The sequence below is a fragment of the Halomicrococcus pelagicus genome (assembly GCF_050954125.1).
The window spans coordinates 357,853-379,234 of the sequence record NZ_JBPBWC010000003.1 but is presented as its reverse complement, the minus strand read 5'-3'; the positions used below and the strand labels follow the sequence as shown (position 1 = coordinate 379,234).

Here is a 21,382-nt window from a genome sequence, read left to right as displayed (position 1 = left end):
GCCGCGGCATGAGCGGTCCGCTGCGGTCGTTGCTGGGCGAGTTGGAGGACGGAGCCGTCGCGCTGTTCGTCGACGGCCCGAACGTCCTCCGCGAGGAGTTCGACGTCGACCTCGACGACGTCCGGGACGCGAGCGAGGAGCTGGGTCGGCTCGCCGTCGCACGGCTCTACCTCGACGAGCACGCGACGCCGGGACTCATCCAGGCCGCCGAAGCGCGGGGGTTCGAGGTGGTCGTGACCAGCGGCGACGTGGACGTGAAACTCGCCGTCGACGCGACGGAGGTCGCGCTGGACGGCCGCGTGGGCGCGCTCGCCATCGCGTCCCGCGACACCGACTTCAAGCCGGTACTGGAGAAGGCGGCACGGAACGGCGTCCACACGGTCGCCATCGCGCCGGGCGAACACGGGCGTTCGGACGCGCTGCGGAACGCGGCCCACGACGCGGTCGTGCTCGAAGAGTAGCGTTTTCGGGGCCGGACTTCCTCTACTCGCACATGGACGACCTCGGCACGCCGGTACTGGACGACCACATGCATCTCGACCCCGAGCACGGGCGCGGCATCGAGGCGGTGAAGGACTTCGCGCGCAGCGGCGGCACCCACCTCCTCGTCGTCAACAAGCCCTCGTGGCTGCTCGGCGTCGAAGTCGAATCCGGCGAGGACTTCCGCGAGGTGTTCGACGCCACCGTCGACGCGGTCGAGCGCGCGAGCGAGGTTCTCGACGGACGGGCGTGGCCCGTCCTCGGCGTTCACCCCGGACTGATATCGAAGCTCGTCGACGACCGGGGGTACGACCCCGCGGAGGCCCGCGACCTGATGCGGGCCGGCCTGGCGGAGGCCGCGGAGTACGTCGCCGACGGTCCCGGCGTGGCGCTCAAGACCGGTCGCCCGCACTACGACGTGTCCGAGGCCGTGTGGGACGCCTCCAACGCGGTCCTGCGGCGCGGGCTCGAACTCGGCGCCGAGACGGGGTGTGCCGTCCAGTTGCACACCGAGGCCAGCGAGGACCTTACCGAGGTCGCGGAGTGGGCCGAGGACGCCGGTCTCCCCGCCGAGCGCGTGGTGAAACACTACGCCGGCGGGCGACTGGCGGGACCGACCCCGAGCGTGATGAGCGAGAAGGAGAGGCTGGAAATCGCCGCCGAGGCGGGCGAACCGTTCCTGATGGAGACGGACTTCGTCGACGACCCCGACCGCCCCGGCGCGGTCATGGGGCCGAAGACGGTCCCGCGCCGCGTCCGCTGGATGCAGGAGGAGGGGTACGACGACGCGGTCCGGAACGCCCACGTCGAGACACCCGAGCGCGTCTACGGCCTGAGCACGGAGACGTCTCTCTCGCGGTAGCCGGACCGATGGGACCGCTCCGCCGGACGCCGTGACCGCTCGACCGCCGGACCGCTCATCGGGGCACTTTTTTCGCTGCGAAGGAATCGGACGATATGACCCTCGACCCGGTGCATTTCGACGGCATCGCAGAGCTGGCCGACAGGGTGGACTACGAGGGCGAGGAGCGCGACCACCGGGAACTCGCGGAGACCGTCTGGAACGACTTCCTCGACCCCCTGGTCGACGCGAACGGCACGCGGATTCTGGAACCGCTCGACGACCTGCGGCGGCGCTGCGTCGACGTCGAGGACGTGGCGCTCGAAGCCGACCGGTTCCCGACGATGCACGGCCTCGACTCGGGCAGCATCAACCCGAAGGTGTTCAAGAACGGACTCGTGGTCGACGTGGCCCACGCCGCCATGAGTGCGACGCCCTCCGACCTCGACCTCCACGACTCCCGGACCGTCGTCAAGGCGGTCCACACGAACGACACCTCCCGCGACTTCGACACGGAGTGGGAACGATACGGCGACGGCGAGGCCAGCGAGCGCCGCATCGTCCACGCGCCGCGCTGCGACCAGTACGAGGAGGACGTGGTTCACGCGCTCGCGCTCTACGTCGCCGAGAGTCGGCACGCGCTCGAACACGCCGACGACGTGGCCGACTTCCTCCTGCTCGACGGTCCCATCTACCCGAAGGGGCTGCTGCGCTGGCGCGACCGCGGGACGGAACTCCCCGCGCTGTTCGACGACTCGGCCACCGTCCACGCCGTCCTCGACAACTACGTCCGACTGGTCGAGCGGTTCGTCGAGCGCGACGTGCCGCTCGCCGGGTTCGTCAAGAACATATCCGCGAAAGCGGTCGTCCGGGCGCTCCGGGACAAGGAGATGCTCGCACCGTGGGCCCACGACGCCGGCTTCTTCTCGCAGGTGCTCGAACGCCGCGAGCGCGTCGGCGACGAGTACGAGCGCGTCACCGACGACCTGACGCTGACGAACTGGTTCCGCTCGCGGGCCGGGTCCGACGCGTTCTTCGGCAGCAGCGAAGCCGACCGGTACCTCGACCGCGACCTGGACCGCGACCGGTACGACGTCACGTTCTGCATGGTGTACGACCCGCGGCGCGACCTGGTGTACAAGATCGAAGCGCCGCACGCGTTCACCCGCGACGAAGCGTGTCGGCGGAAGATAGAGCGCCAGGTGCTGAAGGCCATCGCCGTCGAGCGCGGCCCGCCGACGGTCATCGCGAAGGCCGACGAACTCGCCCGCATCAGCCACGACAGCACGCGCTCGTTGCTGGACCGGTTCGAGGAGTCGTTCGACAGCGAACTGGACGAGAACTACAACGCCGTCCGCTGGGGACGGGACTACTGAAGTTCGGCCTTCTCGACCGTGACGTCGACGTCGTCGGCGTCGATGCCGATACGGAGAAACTGGGTGCGGACGTGCTCGCGGGCCGCCGTCAGCGCCTGGTCGCGCGTGTCGAACCCCCGCGGCATCGGCGACTCGAAGGCGACGTTGACCTCCTCGCCCTTGACCATCTGGGCGGTCCCCCCGCTCTCGACCTCGTAGAACTCGTCGCAGACCCACACGTACGGGGCGTCCTCGTCCGGCGCACCCTTGAACGAGGGCGCGCGCTCGCCGCGCTCGTACAGCGTCCCCGTCAGGGTGGTGCCCCCTGCCTCGCCGCGAATGAGCAACATGCCATTTCGTACGCGCCGACACAATAAAAGGAGCGTGGAGCGTCCGACGCCCCGACCGACACTCCGCGGAACGAGGGCGGCGAACCCCGGCGACCGACCGCGGATTCGCAGGTTATAACGGGGACAACGGCGTGCCACAGTCCATGATGCCCTCCAGCAGGTCCGGACTCGTCGTCGGACTCGCGCTCGCAGTCGTCCTCGCGGGAGTCGTCTCCGGCGTCACCGCCGGCGCACGCGACGTGACGGATGCTCTCGACGACGGCACCGGCGCGGCGGTCGACGACGCGAGCGCCGACCGCGCCGTGACCCCGACGCGCATCGACTCCTGCACGACCATCGGCGAGCCCGGCCGGTACGTCCTCGCCGGCGACGTGAACGGCAACCCACCCCTCTCGAGCGCCTGCATCGAGGTCGCGGCGAGCGACGTGACCCTCGACGGACGCGGGCACGCCGTCGACGGCAACGGCGTCAGCGACACGACCGGCGTCCTTGTCGCCAACGTCTCGAACGTGACCGTTCGGAACCTCCGGGTCACCGACTGGAACCGCGGCGTCTACGTGCGCGACGCGTCGGACGTGACGGTGCGGGGCGTGACCGCCGTCGAGAACGCCATCGGCGTCGACGTCCGGAACGCCGACGCGCGCGTGGTCGGCGTTAGGGCCGAGAGGAACCTGCACGGCGTCGCGCTCGCCGACCCCGGCGACGACGTCCTCCGGCGGACCGAGACGCGCGGAAACCACGTCGTCGGCGTTTACGCGCCGTTCGGCGTCGAGGCGTTCGGCGTCGGGGTCTCGCTCGGACCGCCGCTGGACGCCGACGGCGACGGTCGGTACGAGGACCTGACCGGGAACGGCCGGGTCGGGGTCTGGGACGTCGCCGCGCTCCCCGCGGTCGTGACTACCCACTACCTCGGCGCGAACGCGGTGACCGCCGACCAGCGACTGGGACTGGATTTCGACGACGACGGCAACCTGGACTACGGCGACGTACTGGCGTACGCCGGACTCGAACGCTGACGGTCAGACGCGGCGTTTCACTTCGGCGGCCCAGTCGGGCCACTCGCGGCGCTGTTCGCCCTCGAAGGTCTCCTCGCCGGACATCGACTTGATGGCGCGGGCGTCGTCGGTGCTCCAGACCGCGCCGTCCTCGTGGAACACGCCGTTGAGGATGCCCCTGCGACGCTGGCCGAGCATGTACGCCGGCTTGAGCATGAGCGACCAGAAGAAGTTGCCGACCCCGGTCTCCCGGATGAGCGGGGCGAGCGAGGAGTAGTTCGGGCCGCGCTGCAGTACCGGGACCTCCCGCCAGGCGAAGTCCACCACCCGTTGCCACTCCGAGAGCCAGACCGGCGTGTCGGTGCTCTCCCGGAGGTCGACGGCCTGCTGGAGTACGTCCCGGAAGGTGGCCTGCGAGCCCGCGAAGTTGTAGTGGAACTGGACGACGTCGATGCCCCAGTCGTAGTACTCGGCGGCGTTGGCGAGGCTGGTCGCGCCGATGGTGAGCGGGATGCGACCGCGCTCCTGACGGGTGACCTCGAACATCGCGCGAGCGAACCGCTTCTTCCAGTCGCGCCAGCCGGGTTCGTTCATCACCTCGATGGCGAGCAGGCGGTCGTCGTCGCGGTGGCGGTCCATCACCCAGCGCACGAACCGACGGGGACCGTCCCACCGGTCGCGGTTCTTCATCACCACCATGCGCGGCGAGAAGACCGAGGGAGCCGTCCACGGGTCCGTGTCGTGGAGGTTCTTCGGAATCGGCGGCCGGCCGACGCCCTCGAAGATGCCGAGCACGACGCGGATGTCGTGGTCGTCGGCCGTCTTCAGGAAGTGGTCGAGCGCCCGCCCCACCTCTTCCGGGTCGCGATTCCACGCTTCGTAGTTCAGCCACACTCGCACGGCGTTGAGGTTCAGTCGGTCGGCGAACCGCAGGTCACGCTCGGTGACGCCGGGTTCGTAAGTGCCCCACATCTGGTAGGTGTTGAACGCCCGCGCCGGGAGGTACATCGCGCCGCGCACGTCGACCGGCGGAGGATCCATACCGGCACCGATGCAACCGCCGAGCACCGACGCGCCAGTCGCACAGGCGGCGAGAAACCGTCGTCTCGAACTGCGCCGAACCATTCACAGACACGAACACCTGAACCGACGTGTACCTAACGGTTGGTCCAACGGTCGCGCCGACGGAGCCGTGGCCAGAACTGGTAAGACCCCCTTTCGAACAGGTCCGAATCTCCATACAACTGTTTGCAACGGTCTGGAACGTATTTAGACCCCGTCTAGAAAATTCAACTATTCTTCCCATTTATGGTAGACTCTCCACCCCGGAAAACCTTCAATGGGACGAAACGAGACACGACGACAGTTCCTCCGCCTCACCGGCGGTGCAGCACTGTTCGGATTCACCGGCACGGCGAGCGCAAACGACGCGACCGACCCGGTGTCGACCGCACCGGTACCCGGCGAACCCGGACAGTTCACGTACGCGACCATGGGTGAAGGGTCGAACCCGACCGCGACGCTGTACGGCAACTTCAAGTGCCCGTACACGAAGGAGTTCGTGCTCGGCAACCTCGAAGCGGTCGTCGAGGAGTTCGTCGAACCGGGCAAACTCGACCTCCGTTACCGGGCGCTGGCGTACGAGCCGCCGGGACAGTCCTCGCACGGTTCGTCGTACTACTACATCTCCGACAGCGACCCGCGCATCTCCGAGTGCGCGATGGGCGCGTGGGACCTCGCCCCCGACGACTACTGGGCGTTCTTCCGCGACATGTTCGAGAGTCAGGTGTCCGGAACGGTCACGTACGACGAGATGCGCTCCCGGATGAACGACTCCGACGTCGACCATCGCTGGGGCGCCATCTCGCGGGCGAAGGACAGCGACTACGAGGATCCGGTCTACCAGACCCGGTACGCCGCCGGCGACGTCGGCGTCACGTTCACGCCGACGCTCGCGCTCGACGGCGCGACCACCGCACCACGGCACCCAGGAGCTTTTGGACTGGATCGCCGGCCATCTACCCGAAGACGGTACCGGAACGACCAGCAGCTCGCTCGGCGAGTCCGGGACGAGGACCGTCCGACAGGACCCCGCCTGGGAGTGGCACGACCAGTCGCTGTCGCAGTCGTACGACGCGCCGGTCGTGATAGCGAAGTCGACCACCTACGACGGACCGGACCCGGTCCACGTCCGCCTGCGCTCGGTCGCTGACGACCACTTCGGGTTCCGCCTCGACGAGTGGGCGTACGAGGACGGTACCCACACCAGCGAGCGACTGGGGCACGTCGCCCTTGAGGAGGGAACGCACTCGCTCGACGGACCCGCGGCGGAGGTGGGTCGCATCACGACCGACCACCGGTTCACCTACGTCGACTTCGACCAGGCGTTCGGCTCGACCCCCGTCGTCTTCAGCCAGCCCCAGACCCGGCGCGGCGGGGACGGGGTCGTCAGCCGCCATCGGTGGGTGTCCACCGACGGCGTCGGCGTCCGCGTCCAGGAGCGGGAGGCCGGCGGTTGGCACACCGAGGAGTCCGTCGGCTATCTCGCCGTCGAACCGGGACGGGGAACGCTCGACGGCGCACCGTTCGAGGTCGGGCGAACCGGCTGGCAGGTGACCGACGACTGGCACGAGATATCCTTCGACGGCGACTACGCCGACCCGCAGTTCGTCGCGGACATCCAGACGTACAACGGCCCGGACACCGCCACCGTGCGCTACCGTAACCTCTCCAGCGACGGCGTCGAGGTCCACGTCGACGAGGAGCGCAGCGACGACGACGAGACGAACCACTGGTCCGCGGAGCGCGTGGGCTACCTCGTCTTCGAGGGCGCGTAACGCGACGACCGTCGAGGGCGACCAGCGCCTCGCCGGCGACGCGACCGGTCCGTCGCGGCCCTTAGACGGTCCTTAATAGCTGCAGGCGTCGACCTCTTCCGAGCGCGTGCCGACGAGCGCGACGGTTCCGTAGGGAACGGCGTCGGTTCCAGCCAACAGCTTCCGGGTCGTTAACTGCCTCATAGTTAGGCGGGAAGCGCTCGTAGGAAGAGAGGAGATGCCCGAGCAGCAGACCGAACCTCGCGTCGTGGGGTACTACCGCGGCGGCCGGTTCGAACTTCGCGCCGAGGACTCCGTCCGCGCATGGATAAGCGCCGAAGATCCGGTCGACGTGATACGATAGTCCGGGATGGCCGCCGAATCGTCCTGGACTCGCTTTCACCGTCGCTGCAGGCGACGGTCGTCGCCAGAGTTCACTGAAGGTCGCCTCGCGGGCACTTTCTGAACGCACGTTCTCCGACGAGAACTCGCCGCGAAGACGGAGTACGCGCATCCGGCGGGTGTTCGGACCGCTGCGAAACGTTTTCCATCCCTTACACGTCAGTCGTCGTATGCCTCCGTTCGCCGGAGTCGTGAACGCGCTCACGTCGCTGTCCGCTTTCGCCCTCGTCGGTCGAGCCATCGCGAGACTCCTCCAGAGTCCGGAGGAAAAGCACCGCGAGCTTGTGCCGGCGTGGGAACGCCGGGCGACGACGGTCGCCGGCGTCCCGTTGTTGCTGGTCGGACTCTCGACGATGACGGACGGTCCGCTCGCCGTCCCGTACGACCCGCTGACGTTCACCCCCCTGGGAGTCGTCTTGCTCGTCTATCCCGACTTCACGCCGTCCGCGCTGGACTGAACGGCCGCTCGATTCTGTGCCGGCCGGTATCGTCACGCCGAAAGCGCCGACCCGCACCGGAGGGTCCGGCGAAACCGCTCAGATAGTGTCGAGGACGCCGAGGACGCGCTCCTCGTTCTCCCGGCCGGGATCGTGCTCGCTGCCGTCCCGGTCGCTCTCCCGGTAGTCGGCGACGGAGCGCGCCATCGCCTCGCGGAGGGGCGTCGACTCCCAGCCCAGCGAGGCGAGTTTGTTCGTGTCGAGGACGTGCGGGTACTCGCGGTAGAGCACGTAGTCGTCCGTCGAGATGTCGCCTGCGGACAGTTCCCGGTCGCTGGCGGTGACCACCTCGACGTCGGTGTCCAGCGCGTCGGCGATGACCTCGACCATCTCGCCGAGCGTCACGAGGCGGCGGTCGCCGACGTTGTACGCCTCGCCGGGCGTCCCCTCCTCGGCGACGAAGCGGAGCGCGCTCGCCACGTCCTCGACGTAGGCGCGGTGCCAGACGTTGGTCCCGTCGCCCGGCACGAGGACGCGGTCGTAGTTCGCCACGCGGTCGATCCAGAAGTCCAGGCGCTCGGTGTAGTCGTGGGGGCCGTAGACGATGCAGGGGCGGACGCTCATCGCGTTCACGCCGTCGCCGGACCGCGACCGCTCCGACCCTCCGCCGGACCCCCGACTCCCCCGCCCCGCGGCGGCGAAGACGGCGCGGTCGCCCTCCGCCTTGCGAGCGCCGTACGACTCCTGAGAGTCGTCGGTGGCCTGTTCGGTCGTGCAGTCTCGAAGCTCCGTCTCGTCCTCCCGCTTCGGAATCTCCTCCGCGCCGTAGGCGGCCCCGCTGGAGATGTAGACGTAGGCGTCGACGTCGGAGAATATCTCCGTGGCGGCCCGCACGTCTTTCGGCTTGTACGCCACGCAGTCGAAGACGGCGTCGGGGTCGACTTCGTCGCGGGCCAGCTCCAGGGCGGAGTCGTTCGTCCGGTCGCCCTCGACGCGAGCGACGCGGTCGTCGTCCGCGAACGGGTCGTCGTGGTTCCCGCGGTTGAAGGTGGTCACGTCGTAGCCGTGGTCGAGCAGTTCGGAGACGAGATGGCGGCCGATGAACCGCGTGCCGCCGACGACGAGTGCGGTGTCCATGCCGAATCGGTTGCGTTGCGGAGCGGAAAACGATACCGGAGGCGGCGAAGCGGCGCGTACCGGCGGAACGGTCCGGCGCGGGGACGCCCGTGTCGGAACGGCCGACAGAACGTTTACCCCAAAGGAGCGAGTACTCCGGTACTATGCAAGTGCGCGAAGCACGAACCGAAGACCTCGCCGGGATTCAGGACGTCGCCGCCCGGTCGCTCACCGCGTCGTACTCCCACGTCCTCGACGAGGACGTCATCGAACACGCCGTCGAGGAGTGGTACGCCGAGGACCGCCTGGAGTCCGAACTCCAGAGCCAGGGGACGCTATTCCTCGTAGCAATGGAGGGCGGCGACGTCGTCGGGTTCTCCCAGAGCGAGGTGCTGCCGGAGGTTCCCGAGGCGAACGTCCTCTGGCTACACGTCGACCCCGACCACCGCGACAGCGGCGTCGCGACGACGCTGCTCGGGCGCACCCAGGAGGAACTCGAGGAGCGCGGCAACGAGACGCTGTCGGGCTACGTGCTCGCCGACAACGAGGACGGCGTCGAGTTCTACGAGAGCCACGGCTTCAGGAAGGTCGGCGAGCGGACCGCCAAAATCGCCGGCGAGGAGTTCGACGAGAATGTCTACGCCAGGACCGAGGAGGCCGAGATTCTGGAAACCCGGGAGTTCGACGGGAAGACCCTCTACATCAACCGCGCCGAGAGCAGTCGCGGGTCGAAGGGACCGTTCTTCGTCACGTTCAGCGACGAGGCCTGCGAGAACCGCTACGGCTACTTCTGTGCGAACTGCGAGAGCGTCGACAACGCGATGGACAGCATGGAGCGCATCCACTGCAACGAGTGCGGCAACAAGCGCAAGGCCGCCCGCTGGGACGCTTCGTACCTCTGACATCCCGGTCGACCGCCGGTCAGCCGTCGGTGGTCGTCCCGGCCGCCGTAACCCGGAACGGCGCGACGCAGCGAATCGCGTCACCGGCGAGCGAGACGCTGACGGTCAGCGCGCACAGTCCGGCGTCCAGGCCGAGCGCCGGGACCGTGTACGCGTCGCTGGTCGTTTGTCTACTCTCGGTCGTTCGTCCGCTCTCGGTCGCGTTTCCACTGCCGGTTGAGGAAACGCGGTCGGGGAGAGTACCGAACACGAGTCGCCAGTCGAACTCCCCGTCCGGACGAAGCGCCTTCGAGTCGGCGCTGCGAACCAGCGGCGCGACGCGGGTCCAGTCGCCGTCTTCGCGGCGTTCGAGCGTCGGCTGCGGGTTGAACGTCACCTCGTCGTCGGTACGGTTCGTCAGCGTGAATCGGAGCACCGTCTGCCGTCCCTCGGTCACGGTCCAGCGGCCGGGGTCGAGGAGCGCCGGCGGGTCGTCGGCAGTGTGGGCGCATATCGTCCGGTCGGCGTCGTCGAACGTCGGACACGGGGCGTCGATCGGCGTTCCGTTCCCGAACACGTCAGAACAGCCGGCGAGCGACGCGATTCCGGTGCTGGCCAGCGCGAGGTAGGTTCGTCGGTTCACGCCGAGGTTGGTCCCGGCTTCCGGTATAAATCTCCGCCCGCCGTCAGTCGGCCCCGCCGGCGAGCGGGGGAACGTCCGACGGCTCGGCGACCGCGTCCGGCAGCGACGTGCGAACGTCCTCGCGGCCGTCCTCGGTGACGGCCCGCTCGTACGCCTCGGGCATCACCGTCACGAACTGCGAGAGGGCGGTCTCCCAGTTCGCGAGCAGTTCCTCGGCCTTCTCGCTGTCCGTGTACGCGGCGTGGTTCTCGACGAGGCGGCGCAGCACGCGCTCGTCGCGCTCGCTCACGTCGCGCACCGACACCATCCCGGGGTTGGCCCGGTCGGCGAAGTCGCCGCTCTCGTCGAGGACGTACGCCACGCCGCCGCTCATCCCGGCCGCGAAGTTCTGGCCCGTCTCGCCGAGGACGGCGACGACGCCGCCGGTCATGTACTCGCAGCCGTGGTCGCCGACGCCCTCGACGACCGCCGTAACGCCGCTATTGCGGACGGCGAAGCGCTCGCCCGCGACGCCGTTGACGTACGCCTCGCCCTGGGTCGCACCGTAGAGGGCGACGTTGCCGACGAGCGTGTTCTCGTCGGCGGCGTACGGCGCTTCGTCGGGCGTGCGGACGACCACGCGACCGCCCGACAGTCCCTTGCCGACGTAGTCGTTGGCCGCGCCGTCAAGGTGCATAGAGACGCCGGACGCGAGGAACGCGCCGAAGCTCTGGCCGGCGGTCCCCTCGAACCGACAGGTGACGGTGCCGTCCGGGAGTCCGTCGCCGCCGTGGCGCTTCGATATCTCTCCGGAGAGCATCGCGCCGACCGACCGGTCCTCGTTCGAGATGGTGCGGTCGAGTTCGACCGGCACGCCGTCCGCCAGGGCGGGTTCGGCGTCGGCGAGCAGGTCGCGGTCGAGGTGGTCGCCGATGTCGTGGTCCTGCTCGCGAATCTTCGTGCGCGCGGTCGACGCCGCGTGCCCGCCTGCATCGCCGGCCGATTCGCTCGCGGCCGTCTCGGGGTCCGCTAGAACGGCCGAGAGGTCGAGGTCCCGGGCCTTCGGGTGGTCGGTGTCGCGCTGGTCAAGGACGTCCACCCGGCCGACCATCTCCTCGACCGTCTCGAAGCCGAGGTCGGCCATTATCTCCCGGAGTTCGGTCGCGATGAACTGCATGTAGTTGACGACGTGTTCCGGTTCGCCGGGGAACCGGCTGCGGAGGTCCTCGTCCTGGGTGGCGATGCCGACCGGACAGGTGTTCTCGTGGCACTGGCGGGCCATCACGCAACCGCTGGTGACGAGGCTGGCGGTGCCGAAGACGAACTCCTCCCCGCCGAGCAGCGCGGCGACCGCCACGTCGCGGCCGGTCTTCAAGCCGCCGTCGACGCTCACCCGGATGCGCGAGCGCAGGCCGGTCTGGCGCAGCATCTGGTTCGCCTCGGCCAGCCCGAGTTCCCACGGGAGGCCGGCGTGCTTGATGGAGGTGCGCGGACTCGCGCCCGTCCCGCCGGAGTGGCCCGAGACGTGGACCACGTCGGCGTTGGCCTTGGCGACGCCCGCCGCGATGGTGCCGATGCCGGCCTCCGAGACGAGTTTGACGTTCACGTCGGCGTCCTCGTTCGCCACCTTGAGGTCGTGAACGAGCTGTTTCAGGTCCTCGATGCTGTAGATGTCGTGCTGGGGCGGCGGCGAGATGAGACCGACGCCGGGCGTCGCGTAGCGCACGTCGGCTATCATCTCGTTCACCTTGCTCCCCGGGAGGTGGCCGCCCTCGCCGGGTTTCGACCCCTGGGCCATCTTTATCTGAATCTCGTCGGCCGACGCGAGGTACTCGCTGGTGACGCCGAACCGACCGCTGGCGACCTGCTTGACCGAACACTCCCGGTCGGTGCCGAACCGCTCCGGCGGTTCCCCGCCCTCGCCGGTGTTGGCCTTCCCGCCCGTGCGGGCCATCGCCTCCGCGTTGTTCTCGTGGGCCTCCGGGGAGAGCGACCCGAGGCTCATCGCGGCCGTCGAGAACCGCTCGACGATGTCGGAGACGGGTTCTACGTCCTCGACCGGAATCGACTCGCGGTCCTCGGCGTCGAATTCGAGCAGGCCGCGCAGGGTCTGGAGCCGTCCCTCCTGGTCGTTGACCTGCTCGGCGAACTCCGCGTACTGCTCCGGGTCGTCCCGCCGGACCGCGCTCTGGAGCGCGCCCACAGTGCTCGGATTCCACTGGTGGTGGATGCCGTTCGAGCGGTGTTCGAACTCGCCGCGACGCTCGACGTCGGGGTCGTCGAACGCCGCCTCGTGGCGCTCCCGGAGGTCGGCCTCTATCTCCTCGACGCCGACGCCCTCCGTGCGGTTCTCGGTCCCCTCGAAGTACTCCGCGACGAAGTCGGAGTCGAGGCCGACCGCCTCGAACACCTGCGCCCCCTGGTAGCTCTCGACGGTCGAGATGCCCATCTTGGCCATCGTCTTCAGCAGGCCGTCCTCCAGCGCCGAGACGTACGCCGCGACCGCCGCCTCGGCGTCCGCGCCGTCGGGGCCGGCCACGAGGTCGGCGATGGACTGGTAGGCGAGGTAGGGGTTCACCGCGCCCGCGCCGTAGCCGACGAGGGTCGCGAGGTGGTGGACGGTCCGCGGGTCACCCGACTCCACGACGAGGCCGGTCCGGGCGCGGAGACCGCGACGGACGAGGTCGTGGTGGACCGCGCCGGTCGCCAGCAAACTCGGAATCGGCACGCGCTCCTCGCCGGCCGCCCGGTCCGAGAGGACGACCAGGTCTGCACCGCCCTCGACCGCCGCGCGGGCGTCGGCGCGCAGTCGCTCGACCGCGTCTTCGAGCGCGGTGGCGGGGTCGAAGGTCGCGTCGACCGTCTCGCTCCGGAGCGCCTCGCCGTCGCCGTCGAGGTTCCGGATGGCGGCCGTCTCGGCGTCCGACAGCACGGGCGAGTCGGCGACCAGTTGCCGGGCGTGGGCGGGCGACTCGTCGAGGAGGTTACGCTGCGGTCCGAGCCGACTCTCGAGGCTCGTCACGAGTTCCTCCCTGATGTAGTCCAGCGGCGGGTTCGTCACCTGCGCGAACAGTTGCTTGAAGTACGAGAACAGCGGCCGGTTGAAGTCGGACAGTACCGACAGCGGCGTGTCGTCGCCCATCGAGCCGACGGGGTCCTTGCCCGCGGTCGCCATCGGCTCCAGCAGTTCGTCGAGTTCGTCGCGGCTGTAGCCGTAGAGCGCCTGGTGGGCGCGCAGCGACTCGACCCGGTTCCGGGGTGCGACGTCGGCCGCGGCGTCCGGCAGGTCGTCGAGTTCGACCTGCTCGGCGTCGACCCACTCGGCGTACCGCTCGTCCGTGAGGTCGGCGAACACCTCCTCGTCCGGTACGATGCGGCCTTGCTCGGGGTCGGCGAGAAACAGCTGGCCGGGTTCGAGCCGGCCGCGCTCGGCGACGGTCCCGGGGTCGTGGTCGAGCGCTCCCGCCTCGCTGGCCATCACGAGCCGGCCGTCGGTCGTCACGTCGTACCGGCACGGGCGCAACCCGTTGCGGTCGAGCACCGCGCCGACGCGCTCGCCGTCGGTCGCGACGACCAGCGCGGGGCCGTCCCAGGGTTCGACCAGCGAGGCGTGGAAGTCGTACCACGCCTCGCGGTCGTCGCTCACGTCGCGTCCGCGCCACGCCTCCGGGACGAGCATCCGGAGCGCGTGGGGCAACTCGCGACCGTCCTCGACCAGCAGTTCGATCACGTCGTCGAGGACGGCCGTGTCGCTCCCGTCGGCGGTCGTGACCGGGGTGAGCCTGTCCACGTCGAAGCGGTCACTGTCGAGGTCGCTCTCCCGGGCCGCCATCCAGTTGGCGTTCCCCTGGATGGTGTTTATCTCGCCGTTGTGGACGACGTTGCGGTACGGATGCGCAAGATGCCACGCTCCGAGCGTGTTCGTCGAGAAGCGAGCGTGGACCAGCGCGAACGCCGACCCGAGGCGGTCGTCCGTGAGGTCCGGGTAGTAGTCGGCCAGCTGGTCGCCTTTCAGGAGCCCCTTGTAGACGAGGGTCTGGCGGTCGAGCGAGCAGACGTAGAAGCGGTCGGCGGCGGCCTCGTCCACGTCCGCGTCCGGGTCGGCCGCGCGCTCGTCGACCGCCCGCTCGACCGCGCGCCGGCCGACGTACAGCGAGCGGTCGAACTCGTCGGTCGACTGCCCCGCCGCCGGGCGGACGAAACACTGGTAGACGGCCGGCTCGGACGCAACCGCGGTCGCGCCGAGCCCCTCGTCGTCCGTGGGTACCTCGCGCCAGTGGAAGAGGTCGAGGCCCTCCTCGGCCAGCGCGTCCTCGACGAGAGTCCGACATTCGTCGCGCGCGGCGGCGTCCTGCGGAAGAAAGAGCTGGCCGACGGCGTACTCGGCCGGGAGGTCTCGGTCGAGTTCGGCGTCGAAGAACGCGCGCGGTTGCCGGAGAAGGACGCCCGCACCGTCACCGGTGTTCTGCTCCGCGCCGGTGGTGCCGCGGTGTTCGAGGTTCGCAAGTAGTTCGAGTGCGTCGGCGACGACGCCGTGACCCCCGTCACCGTCGAGGTCCATCACGACGCCGACGCCGCAGTTTGACCGCTGGTCGGTCGGGTCGGCGAGAGTCGACTGCGTCATGTGCGGACGGATGGCGAACCGATACAAGAGGCTACTCCTGAAGGACCAAGGGTATGTTATTGTCAAATATACCCCCTTATATAGTGAACGAACGGTGACAGTATGGCAAAAATTTTCGAAATACAGAATCGTATCCGGAGAAAAAAGTTCGTTCTTCCCCTTTATTCGAGATAAGAAGATGAACGGTCACCGAGAAGTCGTAGCGGTTACGCGCCTTCGATGAGCGCTTCCAAGTCGTTTTCGTCGTAGTTGACGAGTAGGCGCTCCTCGTCTTTGAACGTCTCCAGCACCACCCGCGTCGAGGAGTGGTCGACGCCCTCGATGTCGACGATGCGGTTGACGTACTCCTGGAGGTGGTCGTGGTCGCGGAGGTGCGAGACGAGCGTGAACGACTGCTCCCCGAGCACGAAGTACACCGTCCGCACGCCCGACACGTCGCAGAGTCGCTCGCCGAGTTCGTCGTACTCGGACTCGTAATCGCACCGTATCTCGGTGATGGCCGTCAGTTCGAGGCCGAGTTCGTCGGCGTCCAGTTTCGAGACGGTGCCCGAGACGATGCCCTGCTTTCGGTACTTGTCGAGGCGATAGTACACCGTCGAGGTGCTGATGCCGAGCTCCTCGCTCACCTCGTCGACGTCGATGTCGCCGTCCCTGTCCAGCCAGCGAAGGATATCGAAATCTTTCTCGTCGAGATTGACTTCGGCCATGTCTCCTCTACCTCACCCGCGTATCTAAAACGTTTCTAACATTTCGGTTTTTGATAAACTCTGGCGCCGACGATGCCGCCGATTCGATTGCACTCAGGCGGAACTCCCCGTCCACGAGTCCTCGTTCGTGCGCCCGAAGCCGCGGACGCCGGTTCCGTAAACTCGGAGACCCCGGTTTCTGAACGCCCCGAATCGGAGGTAATCGGAAGATTGACAGAACGAACGGCATCCGGGTCTCGGTGTACGTGGTTCGTACGGGCCAGAGCGAACCCCGCTGTGAGAAACGCACCGTCGCGAAAGAGCGGTCGTGGACTCAGTACGACTTCGCGAAGTACGCGGTCTCTTCGGCCGCGTCGCCACAGACCGCACACTCCTCGCCGATGGGTTCCTCGTCGCGGTCCAGCGGGAGCATCACGATTTCGGCGGCGATCTCGTCCTTGACGACCGTCTCGCAGGCCTCGTCGCCGCACCACGGCGTCTTGACGTAGCCGCCGTGCTGGCCGATGGTGCCGAGAATCTGGGAAACCTCGTAGGCTTCGCGGACGTTCTCCTCTAAGTTCTCCTCCGCGGCCTCGTACAGTTTGTCGAAGACGGCGTCGAAGTGGTCGCGGGTGGTCTCGACGATGTCGACGCGCTCCTCGGTGACGCTCTCGCCGTCGGGACGGTGGACGACGGTGACCTCGTCGTCCTCGACCTCGTTCGGGCCGATCTCGAACCGCACGGGGACGCCCTTGAGCTCCCACTCGTTGAACTTGAAGCCGGGGTTGCGCTCGTCGCGGTCGTCGAGTTCGACGCGGATGCCGGCCTCCTCCAGGTCGTCCGCGACACCCTCGGCGTACGACAGCACCTCCTCCCGGTTCTCCTCGTTCCAGATGGGGACGATGACGACCTGTTCGGGCGCGATGGTGGGCGGACAGACGAACCCCTGGTCGTCGCTGTGGGTCATGATGAGCGCGCCGAGCGCGCGCCACGACAGCCCCCACGAGGTCGTGTGGGCGACCCGCTCGTCCTCGTTCTCGTCGGTGAAGACGAGGTCGTACGCCTCCGCGAACCCCTGGCCGAGATAGTGGCTCGTCGCGCTCTGGACGGACTTGCCGTCGGGCATCAGCGCCTCCACCGTCGTCGTCGTGTGCGCGCCGGGGAACTTGTCGTGTGCCGGCTTGCGCCCGCGCATGACTGGCACCGCGAGCACCTCCTCCATGACGCGTTCGTACTGGCCGAGACGGGTCATCGTCTCGTCCCACGCCTCTTCCTCGGTCTCGTGTGCGGTGTGGCCCTCCTGCCAGAGGAACTCCTTCGTCCGGAAGAACGGCTTCGTCTCCGTCGCCTCCCAGCGGACGACGCTACACCACTGGTTCAACCGCATGGGCAGGTCGCGGTGGCTGCGGACCCACTTGCTCATGAACGGCGTGATGATGCTCTCGCTCGTGGGCCGGAAGGCGAGTCGCTCGTCGAGTTCGTCGTGGCCGCCGTGGGTGACCCACGCCACCTCGGGGTCGAACCCCTCGACGATGTCGCTCTCGCGTTCGAGGTAGCTCTCGGGGATGAGCGCCGGGAAGTAGGCGTTCTGCGACCCGGTGTCCTTGAACCACGAGTCGAGGTGGTCCTGGAGGCCCTCCCACAGCGCGTACCCCCGGGGCCGAGTGACGATGAACCCGCCCATCGGCGCGTAGTCGGCGAGTTCCGCTTTCTTCACCACTTCGGCGTACCACTCGCCGGGACTGTACTCCTTGCGCTCGGTTATCCCGAGTTCCTGTTCGTCGTCGCTCATACTCGATGGTCAGTCACGAGAATAATAAACCCGCCGTGTTCGACGCTGACGGGACGGCGCTAGAGGACGCGACGAGGGGCCGGCGACGGACGGTCGTCGCGTCAGAGTGCCACACCGAACGTCAGTTCGTGGTCGACCATCTCTTCGCCGTCGGCGTCGAAGCGAAACGTCCCCTCAAACGTCTCGCCCTCGAACAGGTGAGGGAGCCAGAGTCGGTCGTCGTCCCACATCTCGTCGTACGGAACGTCGTCGAACGCGAACCACTCGGGGTCCGCCTCGGGCGTCTCCGTCGGCGTCCCCTCGAGAGTCGTACGCGCGGAAGACGTGAACGTGCATCCGAGGGTCGTCGCCGAAGACGAACCGGAACTCGCCGACCTTCTCCGGGCCCCGGACCGTCACGCCCACCTCCTCTTCGACCTCCCGGACGACGCACTCGCGGGGCGTCTCGCCCGCCTCCAGCTTGCCGCCGGGACCGACGTACTTCCCGTCGCCGAGACCGCGCTTCTTGTGGATGAGCAGGACGCGTTCGTCCTCGATGGGGTAACAGAGCGTCGCGTGTTGCACGGGCGCTCGCTCGAACCCTTGCCGAATAGACTTATCGAATTACCTGGAATTGATGGGGACGCGGTGCGCGGTCGAACTCGATGATAGCAGTCGCTCCGGACTACTGCTCCGACTGCGGTGGCGAACTGGCGACCGTCGAGTTCGAAGGGAGGGACCGGGACCACTGTCCGTCTTGCGACCGTACGTGGTGGCGACAGTCGGTACCGACGACGAGCGTGACGGTCCGCGAGGACGACCGCGTGCTGTTGATTCGGCGCGCCGGAGGCCGGGACGCAGGTCGCTGGGACCTCCCGGCTGGCCATCCGGAGTACGACGAACCAGCACGCGAGGCCGCCGCCCGCGAACTCGCCGAGGAGACGGGACTCGTCGCGGACCCCGCCGACCTGGAACTCGTCGGAACGGTCATGTCGGAAGGTCCGCGGGCGAACCGTCGCTCGATAAACTACCGCGTCGACCGCGCCGCGACCGAGGGCGAGGCGACGGCCGATTCCGACGCCGCGGACGCCCGGTTCGTGCCCGTCGAGTCGGTCCGGTCGGAGGCGATAGACTTTCGGCGGTTGGGACGACGCAGACTTCGAGACGCGGCGATACTGGACTAGCCCCGCCGCGTCGGGACCGGTCCGGGCGACGGTGACCGGCCTACTCGACCGAGAACGGACTCTGCTCCTCGCGCCAGTCCCACCCCGGAAGCCGGGTCTGGAACCCCGCGGCGAGCGCGGCCTCCAGGTCGTCGACGCCCGCCGGTTCCGCCGCCTCGCGGTCCGGTGCGGTCTCGGCGTCGGGGTGGTGGCCAACATCCGCGTAGTGGAAGGTGGCCTCGCCGAGCAGGCGCAGGGGCTGGTTGCCGGCGAGCATCCCGGCGAGTTCGCGGCCGAGGAGTTCGTCGACCACGAAGCCGGGGTAGTCGTCCTCGACGTCCAGGTCCCTGAGGAGGCCGACCAGCGCCGCGACGTTGACGGCGAGGTCGCCGTCGGCGAAGACGGCGTCGACCTCCTCGCGATACGCGGCCTCGGTGACGGCGTCGACGTCGACGTCGAACGTCTCGCCGAGGTCGGCGCGGACGCGGTTGATGAGCGTCACCACCTCGGTTCGGTCGCGGACCCAGTCGCGCTCGTCGGCGACGGCGTCGGGCGAGAGGTTCATGGGGGAACCGACGGTCACGGTTGATTTAGGGATTTTGAGAAAGCTTTTATAACCGCACCGTCTACGTTCTGCTAAGCGGGTTTTCCTCCGTCTCCCCATACACTTCCGGGGAGGACACCACGCGCTTCGCGCGCAATCCCGCGGAAAACCGAGACAATCTATGCTGTGCTGTATTGTCAGTCGTAGTGGTCACGGTGATAGGCCGTTGCACGGTGCAGTGGTCGACCGCTGGCTGCGACGACTCGATGGGCGTCGGACGACACCCTCCAGCACACGCTGTCCGAACGGACGAAGTGGACCTTTCTCACCATGAGCCAAGTAGAACAACAACTCGAGGACCTCAAAGAAGAGATCACGAGCGAGTTACCGAGCGACATCTCAGTGTCGGACGTCAAGTACGAAGGCCCGGAACTGGTCGTCTACACGCGCGACCCGAAGAAGTTCGCGCGCAACGGCGACCTCATCCGGAAGTTGGCGAGCCAGCTTCGCAAGCGCATCACCGTGCGTCCGGACCCGGACGTGCTCTCGCGCCCCGACGACGCGCGGGAGGAGATTATGGACGTCGTCCCGGAAGAGGCCGGCGTGACCGACCTGGACTTCCACGCCGACACCGGCGAAGTCGTCGTCGAGGCCGAGAAGCCCGGGATGGTCATCGGGAAGCACGGGTCGACGCTGCGCGAGATAACCCAGCAGGTCGGCTGGACGCCCGAAGTCGTTCGCACGCCACCCATCGAATCGTCGACGGTGTCGAACGTGCGCAACTTCCTGAAACAGGAGCGCGAGGAGCGACGCACCATCCTCGAGAAGGTGGGTCGCCAGATACACCGCGAGGAGATGAGCGACGAGGAGTGGGTTCGCATCACGACGCTCGGCTGCTGTCGCGAGGTCGGACGCGCGAGCTTCATCCTCTCGACGCCCGAGACGCGCATCCTCATCGACTGCGGTGACAAACCCGGCTCCGACGACGTGCCGTACCTCCAGGTCGAGGAGGCGCTCGGGGCGGGGCCGAGCACCATCGACGCCGTCGTGCTCACCCACGCCCACCTCGACCACAGCGCGCTCATCCCCCTCCTGTTCAAGTACGGCTACGACGGCCCCATCTACACGACCGAGCCGACCCGCGACCTGATGGGACTGCTGCAACTGGACTACCTCGACGTCGCGGCGAAAGAGGGTCGCACCCCGCCGTACGACAGCGAGATGGTCCGGGAGGCCATCAAGCACACCATCCCGCTCGAGTACGGCGACGTGACCGACATCGCGCCGGACGTGAAGCTCACGTTCCACAACGCAGGCCACATCCTCGGCTCCGCCGTCTCGCACTTCCACATCGGTGACGGCCTGTACAACGTCGCGTTCTCCGGCGACATCCACTACACCGACACGCGACTGTTCAACGGCGCGGTCAACGACTTCCCGCGCGTCGAGACGCTCGTCCTCGAATCCACGTACGGCGGTCGCAACGACTACCAGACCGACCAGGAGGACAGCGAGCGCCACCTGAAGAAGGTCATCAACGAGACGTACGAGGAGGGCGGCAAGGTCGTCATCCCGTCGTTCGCGGTCGGCCGGTCCCAGGAGATGATGCTCGTCCTCGAAGAGGCGATGCGCAGCGGCGACATCCCGACGATGCCCGTCCACCTGGACGGGATGATCTGGGAGGCGACGGCCATCCACACGACGTATCCCGAGTACCTGCGCGACGAACTCCGGGACCGCATCTTCCACGAGGACGAGAACCCCTTCCTCGCGCCCCAGTTCAACCACATCGACGGCGGCGAGGAGGAGCGCCAGGACGTCGCCGACGGCGACCAGTGCATCGTGCTCTCCACGTCTGGCATGGTCACCGGCGGCCCCATCATGTCCTGGCTCGAACATCTCGGCAGCGACCCGGACAACACGATGGTGTTCGTCGGGTACCAGGCCCAGGGGACGCTCGGCCGCCGCATCCAGAACGGCTGGGACGAGATTCCGCTGAACGGCCGCAGCCGCGGGAAGACGCTCTCGCTCAACATGGACGTCGAGACCGTGGACGGCTTCTCCGGCCACGCCGACCGCCAGGGGCTGATGAACTTCGTGAAGACGATGAACCCGCGCCCCGAGAAGGTGCTCTGCGTCCACGGCGACGAGTCCGCGACCCAGGACCTCTCCTCGTCGCTGTACCACGAACACAACATCCGCACGTTCGCGCCGAAGAACCTCGAGACGTTCCGCTTCAAGTGAACGCCCTCGCGCGGCGTCGACGCGCCGCGCTCTCCCTCTCACCCGCCGTCTCGAC

The 21,382-nt window shown here is 68.0% G+C and carries 19 protein-coding genes and 1 pseudogene; 11 read left to right on the top strand and 9 right to left on the bottom strand.

The annotated features are described in order from the left end of the window. Positions 1–8 precede the first annotated feature (8 nt). From ACRYA2_RS09645 to ACRYA2_RS09635, 3 genes are all read left to right on the top strand, one after another. The gene (locus ACRYA2_RS09645) at positions 9–461 is read left to right on the top strand and encodes an NYN domain-containing protein (RefSeq protein ID WP_433627005.1); all 453 of its coding nucleotides are present in this window, start codon (positions 9–11) and stop codon (positions 459–461) included. 32 nt (positions 462–493) lie between these two features. Beyond that, positions 494–1,342, top strand: a complete 849-nt coding sequence (locus ACRYA2_RS09640; protein WP_433627002.1) for a TatD family hydrolase — start codon at positions 494–496, stop codon at positions 1,340–1,342. Positions 1,343–1,437: 95 nt separating this feature from the next. Further along, complete coding sequence (locus ACRYA2_RS09635) at positions 1,438–2,697, top strand: DNA double-strand break repair nuclease NurA (protein WP_433626999.1); 1,260 nt, start codon at positions 1,438–1,440, stop codon at positions 2,695–2,697. Here ACRYA2_RS09635 and ACRYA2_RS09630 read toward each other — a convergent pair. Beyond that, positions 2,691–3,026, bottom strand: a complete 336-nt coding sequence (locus ACRYA2_RS09630) for a DUF7113 family protein (protein ID WP_433626997.1) — start codon at positions 3,024–3,026, stop codon at positions 2,691–2,693. The genes ACRYA2_RS09635 and ACRYA2_RS09630 overlap by 7 nt on opposite strands. Positions 3,027–3,172: 146 nt before the next feature. On the opposite strand from ACRYA2_RS09630, the gene ACRYA2_RS09625 reads away from it, so the two are divergent. Beyond that, complete coding sequence (locus ACRYA2_RS09625; RefSeq protein ID WP_433626995.1) at positions 3,173–4,042, top strand: right-handed parallel beta-helix repeat-containing protein; 870 nt, start codon at positions 3,173–3,175, stop codon at positions 4,040–4,042. A gap of 3 nt (positions 4,043–4,045) precedes the next feature. Here ACRYA2_RS09625 and ACRYA2_RS09620 read toward each other — a convergent pair whose 3' ends face one another. Continuing rightward, positions 4,046–5,146 (bottom strand): glycoside hydrolase 5 family protein, encoded by a 1,101-nt coding sequence (locus ACRYA2_RS09620; protein WP_433626993.1) that lies wholly within the window; start codon positions 5,144–5,146, stop codon positions 4,046–4,048. Positions 5,147–5,360: 214 nt separating this feature from the next. On the opposite strand from ACRYA2_RS09620, the gene ACRYA2_RS09615 reads away from it, so the two are divergent. From ACRYA2_RS09615 to ACRYA2_RS09600, 4 genes are all read left to right on the top strand, one after another. After that, on the top strand, positions 5,361–6,233 hold the full coding sequence (locus ACRYA2_RS09615; RefSeq protein ID WP_433626991.1) for a DsbA family protein: 873 nt from the start codon (positions 5,361–5,363) through the stop codon (positions 6,231–6,233). Continuing rightward, positions 6,166–6,858 (top strand): hypothetical protein, encoded by a 693-nt coding sequence (locus ACRYA2_RS09610; RefSeq protein ID WP_433626988.1) that lies wholly within the window; start codon positions 6,166–6,168, stop codon positions 6,856–6,858. Before ACRYA2_RS09615 ends, ACRYA2_RS09610 begins: the two co-directional genes overlap by 68 nt. A 217-nt stretch (positions 6,859–7,075) precedes the next feature. Continuing rightward, positions 7,076–7,201 (top strand): hypothetical protein, encoded by a 126-nt coding sequence (locus ACRYA2_RS09605; RefSeq protein WP_433626985.1) that lies wholly within the window; start codon positions 7,076–7,078, stop codon positions 7,199–7,201. Positions 7,202–7,409: 208 nt separating this feature from the next. Beyond that, positions 7,410–7,697: a hypothetical protein gene (locus ACRYA2_RS09600; protein WP_433626982.1), complete on the top strand. Its 288-nt coding sequence runs from the start codon at positions 7,410–7,412 to the stop codon at positions 7,695–7,697. Positions 7,698–7,775: 78 nt separating this feature from the next. Here ACRYA2_RS09600 and ACRYA2_RS09595 read toward each other — a convergent pair whose 3' ends face one another. Further along, a complete protein-coding gene (locus ACRYA2_RS09595) occupies positions 7,776–8,813 on the bottom strand; it encodes an NAD-dependent epimerase/dehydratase family protein (RefSeq protein ID WP_433626979.1) in 1,038 nt (345 codons plus the stop codon). A 143-nt stretch (positions 8,814–8,956) separates the two neighbouring features. On the opposite strand from ACRYA2_RS09595, the gene ACRYA2_RS09590 reads away from it, so the two are divergent. Beyond that, the gene (locus ACRYA2_RS09590) at positions 8,957–9,694 is read left to right on the top strand and encodes a GNAT family N-acetyltransferase (RefSeq protein ID WP_433626976.1); all 738 of its coding nucleotides are present in this window, start codon (positions 8,957–8,959) and stop codon (positions 9,692–9,694) included. A gap of 19 nt (positions 9,695–9,713) precedes the next feature. Here the strand turns inward: ACRYA2_RS09590 and ACRYA2_RS09585 are convergent, their stop codons facing one another. From ACRYA2_RS09585 to ACRYA2_RS09565, 5 genes and pseudogenes are all read right to left on the bottom strand, one after another. After that, entirely contained in the window at positions 9,714–10,316 is a 603-nt protein-coding gene (locus tag ACRYA2_RS09585) for a hypothetical protein (RefSeq protein WP_433626973.1), read from the bottom strand. 43 nt (positions 10,317–10,359) lie between these two features. Continuing rightward, entirely contained in the window at positions 10,360–14,919 is a 4,560-nt protein-coding gene (gene gltB, locus ACRYA2_RS09580; protein ID WP_433626970.1) for a glutamate synthase large subunit, read from the bottom strand. A 206-nt stretch (positions 14,920–15,125) separates the two neighbouring features. Further along, on the bottom strand, positions 15,126–15,626 hold the full coding sequence (locus ACRYA2_RS09575; protein ID WP_433626967.1) for an Lrp/AsnC family transcriptional regulator: 501 nt from the start codon (positions 15,624–15,626) through the stop codon (positions 15,126–15,128). Positions 15,627–15,939: 313 nt separating this feature from the next. Next, entirely contained in the window at positions 15,940–17,397 is a 1,458-nt protein-coding gene (gene proS / locus ACRYA2_RS09570; protein ID WP_433626964.1) for a proline--tRNA ligase, read from the bottom strand. Positions 17,398–17,498: 101 nt separating this feature from the next. Next, positions 17,499–17,961, bottom strand: a pseudogene (locus tag ACRYA2_RS09565) (8-oxo-dGTP diphosphatase). An 80-nt stretch (positions 17,962–18,041) separates the two neighbouring features. On the opposite strand from ACRYA2_RS09565, the gene ACRYA2_RS09560 reads away from it, so the two are divergent. Further along, entirely contained in the window at positions 18,042–18,560 is a 519-nt protein-coding gene (locus ACRYA2_RS09560) for an NUDIX domain-containing protein (RefSeq protein WP_433626962.1), read from the top strand. A gap of 40 nt (positions 18,561–18,600) precedes the next feature. Here the strand turns inward: ACRYA2_RS09560 and ACRYA2_RS09555 are convergent, their stop codons facing one another. Continuing rightward, the gene (locus ACRYA2_RS09555; protein ID WP_433626959.1) at positions 18,601–19,104 is read right to left on the bottom strand and encodes a DUF7984 family protein; all 504 of its coding nucleotides are present in this window, start codon (positions 19,102–19,104) and stop codon (positions 18,601–18,603) included. 309 nt (positions 19,105–19,413) lie between these two features. Here ACRYA2_RS09555 and ACRYA2_RS09550 point away from each other — a divergent pair, with 309 nt between their 5' ends. After that, entirely contained in the window at positions 19,414–21,327 is a 1,914-nt protein-coding gene (locus tag ACRYA2_RS09550) for a beta-CASP ribonuclease aCPSF1 (protein WP_433626956.1), read from the top strand. The last annotated feature ends 55 nt before the right edge of the window (positions 21,328–21,382 follow it).

What these genes read in the sequence shown, in the direction of transcription:
- ACRYA2_RS09645 (WP_433627005.1), top strand. Translation starts at nt 9, where the DNA reads ATGAGCGGTCCGCTGCGGTCGTTGCTGGGCGAGTTGGAGGACGGAGCC.
- ACRYA2_RS09640 (WP_433627002.1), top strand. Translation starts at nt 494, where the DNA reads ATGGACGACCTCGGCACGCCGGTACTGGACGACCACATGCATCTCGAC.
- ACRYA2_RS09635 (WP_433626999.1), top strand. Translation starts at nt 1,438, where the DNA reads ATGACCCTCGACCCGGTGCATTTCGACGGCATCGCAGAGCTGGCCGAC.
- ACRYA2_RS09630 (WP_433626997.1), bottom strand. Translation starts at nt 3,026, where the DNA reads ATGTTGCTCATTCGCGGCGAGGCAGGGGGCACCACCCTGACGGGGACG.
- ACRYA2_RS09625 (WP_433626995.1), top strand. Translation starts at nt 3,173, where the DNA reads ATGCCCTCCAGCAGGTCCGGACTCGTCGTCGGACTCGCGCTCGCAGTC.
- ACRYA2_RS09620 (WP_433626993.1), bottom strand. Translation starts at nt 5,146, where the DNA reads ATGGTTCGGCGCAGTTCGAGACGACGGTTTCTCGCCGCCTGTGCGACT.
- ACRYA2_RS09615 (WP_433626991.1), top strand. Translation starts at nt 5,361, where the DNA reads ATGGGACGAAACGAGACACGACGACAGTTCCTCCGCCTCACCGGCGGT.
- ACRYA2_RS09605 (WP_433626985.1), top strand. Translation starts at nt 7,076, where the DNA reads ATGCCCGAGCAGCAGACCGAACCTCGCGTCGTGGGGTACTACCGCGGC.
- ACRYA2_RS09600 (WP_433626982.1), top strand. Translation starts at nt 7,410, where the DNA reads ATGCCTCCGTTCGCCGGAGTCGTGAACGCGCTCACGTCGCTGTCCGCT.
- ACRYA2_RS09595 (WP_433626979.1), bottom strand. Translation starts at nt 8,813, where the DNA reads ATGGACACCGCACTCGTCGTCGGCGGCACGCGGTTCATCGGCCGCCAT.
- ACRYA2_RS09590 (WP_433626976.1), top strand. Translation starts at nt 8,957, where the DNA reads ATGCAAGTGCGCGAAGCACGAACCGAAGACCTCGCCGGGATTCAGGAC.
- gltB (WP_433626970.1), bottom strand. Translation starts at nt 14,919, where the DNA reads ATGACGCAGTCGACTCTCGCCGACCCGACCGACCAGCGGTCAAACTGC.
- ACRYA2_RS09575 (WP_433626967.1), bottom strand. Translation starts at nt 15,626, where the DNA reads ATGGCCGAAGTCAATCTCGACGAGAAAGATTTCGATATCCTTCGCTGG.
- proS (WP_433626964.1), bottom strand. Translation starts at nt 17,397, where the DNA reads ATGAGCGACGACGAACAGGAACTCGGGATAACCGAGCGCAAGGAGTAC.
- ACRYA2_RS09560 (WP_433626962.1), top strand. Translation starts at nt 18,042, where the DNA reads ATGATAGCAGTCGCTCCGGACTACTGCTCCGACTGCGGTGGCGAACTG.
- ACRYA2_RS09555 (WP_433626959.1), bottom strand. Translation starts at nt 19,104, where the DNA reads ATGAACCTCTCGCCCGACGCCGTCGCCGACGAGCGCGACTGGGTCCGC.
- ACRYA2_RS09550 (WP_433626956.1), top strand. Translation starts at nt 19,414, where the DNA reads ATGAGCCAAGTAGAACAACAACTCGAGGACCTCAAAGAAGAGATCACG.